Source organism: Massilimicrobiota sp. An105 (genome assembly GCF_002161155.1).
GTDB classification, from domain to species: Bacteria; Bacillota_I; Bacilli_A; order Erysipelotrichales; family Coprobacillaceae; genus Allocoprobacillus; species Allocoprobacillus merdigallinarum.
This window is the reverse complement of record NZ_NFLY01000036.1, coordinates 22025-28426: the sequence shown is the minus strand read 5'-3', so window position 1 is coordinate 28426 and position 6402 is coordinate 22025. Positions and strand designations below refer to the sequence as shown.

The 6402-nt window shown below is 30.4% G+C and carries 9 protein-coding genes and 1 pseudogene; 1 reads left to right on the top strand and 9 read right to left on the bottom strand.

Features of this window, described 5'->3' with window-relative positions; genetic code table 11:
* Positions 1-109 precede the first annotated feature (109 nt).
* The 6 genes from B5E48_RS10110 to B5E48_RS10085 all read right to left on the bottom strand — a co-directional run bounded on the left by B5E48_RS10110 (position 110) and on the right by B5E48_RS10085 (position 3794).
* A complete protein-coding gene (locus B5E48_RS10110; protein WP_241146962.1) occupies positions 110-778 on the bottom strand; it encodes an AzlC family ABC transporter permease in 669 nt (222 codons plus the stop codon).
* A 196-nt stretch (positions 779-974) separates the two neighbouring features.
* The gene (locus B5E48_RS10105; protein WP_241146961.1) at positions 975-1697 is read right to left on the bottom strand and encodes an alpha-amylase family glycosyl hydrolase; all 723 of its coding nucleotides are present in this window, start codon (positions 1695-1697) and stop codon (positions 975-977) included.
* A 29-nt stretch (positions 1698-1726) separates the two neighbouring features.
* Positions 1727-1900 carry a GntR family transcriptional regulator gene (locus tag B5E48_RS10100; protein WP_087244841.1) on the bottom strand — a complete coding sequence of 58 codons (174 nt, stop codon included), beginning with the start codon at positions 1898-1900 and terminating at the stop codon, positions 1727-1729.
* The gene (locus B5E48_RS10095) at positions 1890-2546 is read right to left on the bottom strand and encodes an HAD family hydrolase (RefSeq protein WP_087244840.1); all 657 of its coding nucleotides are present in this window, start codon (positions 2544-2546) and stop codon (positions 1890-1892) included. Before B5E48_RS10095 ends, B5E48_RS10100 begins: the two co-directional genes overlap by 11 nt.
* Positions 2547-2714: 168 nt before the next feature.
* A complete protein-coding gene (locus B5E48_RS10090; RefSeq protein ID WP_087304964.1) occupies positions 2715-3020 on the bottom strand; it encodes a pyrimidine dimer DNA glycosylase/endonuclease V in 306 nt (101 codons plus the stop codon).
* Between the two features lie 183 nt (positions 3021-3203).
* Positions 3204-3794, bottom strand: coding sequence for a thymidine kinase (locus B5E48_RS10085; protein WP_087244838.1), 591 nt, complete (start codon positions 3792-3794; stop codon positions 3204-3206).
* Positions 3795-4031: 237 nt separating this feature from the next.
* Between B5E48_RS10085 and B5E48_RS10080 the strand changes: the two genes are divergently transcribed.
* Positions 4032-4418, top strand: coding sequence for a hypothetical protein (locus tag B5E48_RS10080; protein WP_087304963.1), 387 nt, complete (start codon positions 4032-4034; stop codon positions 4416-4418).
* Between the two features lie 45 nt (positions 4419-4463).
* Here B5E48_RS10080 and B5E48_RS10075 read toward each other — a convergent pair.
* The 3 genes and pseudogenes from B5E48_RS10075 to B5E48_RS10065 all read right to left on the bottom strand — a co-directional run.
* Positions 4464-4928 (bottom strand): annotated as a pseudogene (locus B5E48_RS10075) (GNAT family N-acetyltransferase); the annotation flags it as partial.
* A 73-nt stretch (positions 4929-5001) separates the two neighbouring features.
* Positions 5002-5379, bottom strand: a complete 378-nt coding sequence (locus B5E48_RS10070; RefSeq protein ID WP_087304962.1) for a DUF3592 domain-containing protein — start codon at positions 5377-5379, stop codon at positions 5002-5004.
* A 21-nt stretch (positions 5380-5400) separates the two neighbouring features.
* On the bottom strand, positions 5401-6288 hold the full coding sequence (locus tag B5E48_RS10065; protein WP_087304961.1) for a LysR family transcriptional regulator: 888 nt from the start codon (positions 6286-6288) through the stop codon (positions 5401-5403).
* Positions 6289-6402 lie beyond the last annotated feature (114 nt).

Genomic DNA, 6402 nt, shown 5'->3' with positions numbered 1-6402 from the left:
TTAGAATACAATCAAATGACAAAACGAAAACTCATTTAGAAATGGAGAGCCGTATGCATTGAAAGGTGCCCGTACGGTTCGGGAAGGGGCGAGGTCTTCTAGACTTCGCCTATTTCATATAAACATAAATCAAACTTAAAATAATCCCAATCATTGAAGGAATAATAAAAGCTTCACTTCCAAAAATCACTAAACAGGCAATGCTGATTCCAAAACCAATATATGTATAAAGATGTTTATCTGTCGTTAAATATTGATCTAAGACAATCACAATAAATAAAGCTGTCATTGCAAAGTCTAAACCTGTTGTGTTGATTGTCAATAATGAGCCTATAATACTTCCTGCTAAACTTCCTAATATCCAATAACATTGATCAAATAAAGAAATAAAAAAAAGATAATATTTTTGATTGCATCCCTCTGGAGTTTTAGCACTGACCAATAAAGAGTAGGTTTCATCAGTCAAAGAAAAAATCATATAGGGTTTGAGTTTTCCCATATCTTCAAACTTTTTAATCATGGATAGACCATAAACCAGATGTCTGGCATTAATCAATAATGTCATAATTATTGTATTAATAACAGTTGCCCCTGATGTTAAAAGATTGATTGCGACAAACTGCATACTTCCAGCATAAATAAACACACTCATAGCTAACGCATATAAAAAAGAATATCCTTCACTTTCCAGTAACATACCAAATGCCATCCCCAATACAATATATCCCATCATGACTGGTATGGAAGCAATAAAAGCTTCTCGCATTGTTTTTTTCATGATTTCACCTCAAATCTATATGGATAATATTTTAACATTATTTATGTGTTTTGTGAAACATGAATATACATTTCAATACAGAAAAATAGAAAATATATCATTATTTTTGTTATTTTCATAAAAAAAGATACATAATATCAATTATGTATCCCATATAAACAATTCAATAATGATATGTTTTTATTTATATAATGATCTATTTTTTAATCAGTACAAGTGACTCATATGGTTTTAACATCATTTCATTTTCTAATGTCTGGCGATTGACATTTGATAACAGAATATCATATTGAGTTGCATCTATGCTTATAGATGTTGTCTGATCACCATAGAAATGATTATAAACAATGATTTCCTGATCTTGATATTGGCGTTTATAGGCATATAGTGTGGGATGATCTGATAGTAGTGGTTCATATGTTCCTAAACTAATGACTTGATATTGTTTTCTTAATTGAATCAACTTTTGATAATAATAGAAAACTGAATCTTGATCTTCGAGATTTTTTTCTACATTAATATCTTTATAATTATAAATCGGTTCTATCCATGATTTGACATCACTAAATCCTGCATATGCCTGATCATTCCATTGCATAGGTGTACGTGCATTATCTCTTGATTTACTCAATAGAATCTGGTAAATCTCTTTTTCTGGTACACCTTTATCTTTAAGAATCTGATAGGCATTTAAGCTTTCAACATCACGATATTGATGAATATCTGTAAAATAGGCATTAGTCATTCCGATTTCTTCACCCTGATAAATATAAGGTGTTCCTCTTAGCATATGGATTGTTGTGGCTAGCATTTTAGCTGATTCTTTTGGATAATTCTTGTCATCTCCAAAACGTGATAAAACACGTGGCTGATCATGGCAGCACCAAAATACAGCATTCCAGCCATTCCCATTTTGCATACCTAATTGCCAATCGTTTAATAATTGTTTTAATTCCTGAAAGTCAATTGGAGTAAGGATAAGGATTTACGAATGGTATCACGAGATGATTGATAAATATTCATGAGTTCATTTTCACTTGGCAAAAATGTATTGGACTGAATTTCATTTTTTTCAATCTTCTGTTTCAAATCTTCATAAATCTGTTGATATTTACTTAACATCTTTCCATTCCTCTATTATCTTTTTTAATTCTATCAAGTCTTTAGCTATATAATCGCAATGATACTCCTGAAATTCTTCTAAACTTCCATAACCATATAAGACACCAATACAAGGTATTTGATTTTGATGCGCTCCGACAATATCATGTTGACGATCACCAACCATCATACAATCTTGAATATTGAGCTGTTCCTGCTTTATACAATGAGCAATCACATCCCCTTTATTTTTAAGACTTCCATCTAAGGTTGCGCCATAAATACCTGTAAAATATGGTGTTAAAGAGAAATGATCAAGAATCTCCTTTGCAAACACTTCAGGCTTACTGGTACATACATATAATTTCATATCCATATTCAGTAATGATTGTAAAAAGTCTTCCATACCCTCATAAACTTTATTTTCAAATAATCCTTTTTTTGAAAAATACTCACGATATTTTTCAACAGCTTTCCAGCTTTGTGCTTCATCCATATGATAATACTCTCTAAAAGACACATCTAGAGGTGGACCAATAAATGGTTTTAATGTTTCTAAATCATCAACTTCAATGCCAAAAGATTTTAAACTATACGCTACAGAACGTGTAATACCTAAAAATGGATCTGTCAATGTCCCATCTAAATCAAATAGTATTCTTTTCATTTTTCTTCACCCATCTTTATTATACATGATTTAGAAAAAGAAAAAAGAATCAGAAACCTGATTCTTTCTAGAATACATATTCTAAAGGGAGTTTTTATGGATTCTATTATCTTTACACCTATAATATACTTTGTCAATATGAATTAGATATGAACATTTCATTTTTCTTTAATTTTCTTTATATAAATGTATTGGTATATCCAAATCATCATACGTGAGCATTGAAATTTCATATCCACGATGAATTCCTCTAAAGCACGAATCTTTCCATAAAGGATCTACACTATAACCTCTTTGTTCTATCTCCTTTATGACATGCATATGAAAAGCATAGAGGTATAAATAAGGATAGTCAAAAACATAATGTTGTTCTTTTTGCCATCCATCTCCCCTTAAATAACAAATATAATTATGTTGTTGAAAAAGTTCTTGAGTCGTTAATTTTTGTATATCTTCCTGATGACATAAGATCATATAAAATCCTCCATATATATGATTATGTCAAAATAATGAAAATATACCAAAAAATGAAAGAGATGCTTTGGGGTTGCATCTCTTTCTTAGGGATATATGATAGATTTGAGGGGAATCAATACTATCGTATTTGTCTTTCGACACTATTAATATATATGAGAAATATGTCTTGAGTGTGAACTTTTAAAATTTATGTGGTTTATTTAAAATCTCATGACAATGTCGACAACGTGGTTCATAATGATCAACAGCCCCTACTAAAACAATAGGATCTTCAAATGAAGCTGGAGAACCATCCACAAGTCTTTGTGTACGCGTTGCTGGTGCACCACATTTTGCACATACAGCAGTCAACTTTGTGACAAATTCAGCACGTGTTAATAATTCTGGTAAGACACCAAATGGTTCACCTCTAAAGTCTTTATCAAGACCAGCAACCATCACACGTAATCCTTTATCAGCCAAGTATTCACAAACATCAACAATATCTCTATCAAAAAATTGAACTTCATCTACAGCAATTACTTCTGTATCAGGTTTAATATATCTTAAAATTTCTTTAGAATCCTTTACAACAATACAAGGGACTTTTGTTCCTGCATGTGAAACGATTTCTTTATCAGAATAACGATTATCAATTTCAGGTTTAAATACAATTATTTTCTTTTTAGCATAAGATAAAACATTAATACGACGAATGAGTTCTTCTGTCTTTCCAGCAAACATACATCCACATATCACTTCAAGCCATCCTTCTCGATATTGATTATACATAAATTCAACCTCCACGAATATCCATTATACTACAAACACTATAAGTTTTGAATATATTTTGACATAATCAATCAAGATTCGATTATGAGTTATTTCTATCTTTCATCAACAAAAATCTCATTATCAATAGGAGGTATTCCAATTATTTCTTCAAATAAAATGAATTTAAAAGATAAAGAATTCAAAAAGTCATATTTCATTCATAATTCGTCTTTATAATAGAAATCGGTGATAAAAATGAATTGGTTAAGAAACTTTATGTATGGCAGATATGGTGTTGATCAGTTTGGAAATTTCTTATTTATAAGTTATATTATTTTATTTGTGATTTCTTTATTTGTTCCATTTGTTTCATTCTTGTGTTATGCGGTTATTATTTATTCTTTATATAGAATGTTTTCTAAACAAATTTATAAACGTAATATGGAAAATGAATGGTTTTTAGCTAAAACATCTGGAATAAGAAAATTCTTTAATCGTCAAAAAAATAAATGGAAATATCGTAAAACACATAAATATTTAAAATGTCCTCACTGCCACCAATATTTAAGAGTTCCAAAAGGAAAAGGCAATATTACTATTACTTGCCCAACATGCCATCAACAATTTGATAAACGCACATAAAAAAATGATATTCATCTTTTGATGTCTATCATTTTTTTATTGATTTTATTTTGTACGTTCAATTGTATATAAATAATGAAGTGTCTCTCCGTTATAATATCCTGTCATAAACTCATCTACCTTTTTCATACCAAGACTCTCTGCCACCTTGATAGATGAAATATTATCAGCTTTAATGATGGCATATAACTGATCTGCCTGTAAATTTTCAAAAGCATATTTTTGACAGCCTAATGCAATTTCTTTGGCATATCCATGATGCCAGAACTCCTCTTTTAACAGATAACCCACTTCCAATATCTGAGTATTCTGATAAGGCAGCATTGTCAGACCTGCCTGACCAATCATTTCATTTGTTTCTTTTAAAATCATGGCCCATAATCCAAATCCATATTGTTTATATCTTTTTCTTTGACGATCTAGCCATGTTTGAACATCTTCTTTTGAAAACTCATGTTCATAAGCATACATCACATGTGGATTCTGTAATATTTGAGCTAAATCATCAAAATCACTTTGTTCTCATTCTCTTAAAAACAAACGTTCTGTTTCTAAAATCATGATATTCCTCCTGATTATTTATCTATAATATACTTTGAAAAAAGAAACCTAAACAAAGCACAATCACTCCCACAATTACAAATAATGTCCCTACAAGACAACGTATCCATTGTCCACTCTTCTTGATATATGAAAGATGAGGTTTTTTCTGATTATAGATAACATCACATGTTTTTCCAACAATAAACACATCATTTGATGTCCATTGCGTTTTTTGTGTATAGTGATGTCCATCCACATCATACTCAAATATAGCTCTGGCATTTTGTCCATTATTCTCTATTTTTGTTATTGTTCCTATGACACGACCATGATACCTTAATAATCTCACATATTCAGGTACACAACATAAAAGCCCTACAACGAAAAATAAAATTCCTATAATCCAAAAGACAATCATAATATAACTTTCCTTGTGTTTTTATATAATTTCAAAATCTTCATTACGATAATGTATCCAGTCTACTTCATTGATATGCGCTTGTACCTTTTTAATTTTATCAAAATGATTTTGATGACATATCAAATAGAAAGTCAGTGTCGCTTCTGGATTCGTAATAGGAATATAAACTCTATCTTCATAGAGATGAAATCTTGGTATTGTCAAACTTGTTCTAAAAGTCAACAAAGAAGATTGTCTTTGAAGAATCCCATACAATTCCAAATCATCCTGTACAATAAAATGTGAATCAGGCATATTGTCTACACACACTTCATGCCAATAACCTGTATTATTATATTCCAAAAAATTTTCACCGTTTAATTCTTCAAAAGTTATGGTCTTTTTGTTTGCTAGGGGGTGATGGGATGTTGTTGAAATGTTTAAAACTTCCTGGCATATTTGAAAACAAACAACATCTTCTTTATTTATTGGATAGTCTAAAATAATAGCTGAATAATCATGTTCATTGAAGCCTTGAATCAATTCTTCAGCGTCAGCCTTTGTTTCATATCCAAAAGACATATCAGGGTATTGACGTTTCATCGTATATCTCAAAGCCCATAATGGTGCCGGGGCACAAGAACCAATGAACATATTCATATTGCGATTATATTGATTCTTGACTTTCTCCTGTAGCTTATCAACATGATTGAGTATATCTTTTCCTTCTTCCACAACTGTTTTTCCATATTCGTTTAATATGAGTCGATTGTTGATACGATCAAATAATTCCATCCCAAGTTCTTTTTCTAATGTTTTTAAAGAACGTGTTAAACCCGATTGTGATATATACAACTCTTGAGCCGCTTTGAGCATTGTGCCACATTCCGCGATTTTGATAACGTACTGTAATTGTCTTAATTCCATATAACATCTTCTCCTTATGCCTTATAATCATATTATACTATGATTTATAGTCATATATCTATGATTTCTAACAATTATTTTTTTATTAATCTCTTTGATAAAATGATGTTGTCA

What these genes read in the sequence shown, in the direction of transcription:
- B5E48_RS10110 (WP_241146962.1), bottom strand. Translation starts at nt 778, where the DNA reads ATGAAAAAAACAATGCGAGAAGCTTTTATTGCTTCCATACCAGTCATG.
- B5E48_RS10105 (WP_241146961.1), bottom strand. Translation starts at nt 1,697, where the DNA reads ATGCAAAATGGGAATGGCTGGAATGCTGTATTTTGGTGCTGCCATGAT.
- B5E48_RS10100 (WP_087244841.1), bottom strand. Translation starts at nt 1,900, where the DNA reads ATGTTAAGTAAATATCAACAGATTTATGAAGATTTGAAACAGAAGATT.
- B5E48_RS10095 (WP_087244840.1), bottom strand. Translation starts at nt 2,546, where the DNA reads ATGAAAAGAATACTATTTGATTTAGATGGGACATTGACAGATCCATTT.
- B5E48_RS10090 (WP_087304964.1), bottom strand. Translation starts at nt 3,020, where the DNA reads ATGATCTTATGTCATCAGGAAGATATACAAAAATTAACGACTCAAGAA.
- B5E48_RS10085 (WP_087244838.1), bottom strand. Translation starts at nt 3,794, where the DNA reads ATGTATAATCAATATCGAGAAGGATGGCTTGAAGTGATATGTGGATGT.
- B5E48_RS10080 (WP_087304963.1), top strand. Translation starts at nt 4,032, where the DNA reads ATGAATTGGTTAAGAAACTTTATGTATGGCAGATATGGTGTTGATCAG.
- B5E48_RS10070 (WP_087304962.1), bottom strand. Translation starts at nt 5,379, where the DNA reads ATGATTGTCTTTTGGATTATAGGAATTTTATTTTTCGTTGTAGGGCTT.
- B5E48_RS10065 (WP_087304961.1), bottom strand. Translation starts at nt 6,288, where the DNA reads ATGGAATTAAGACAATTACAGTACGTTATCAAAATCGCGGAATGTGGC.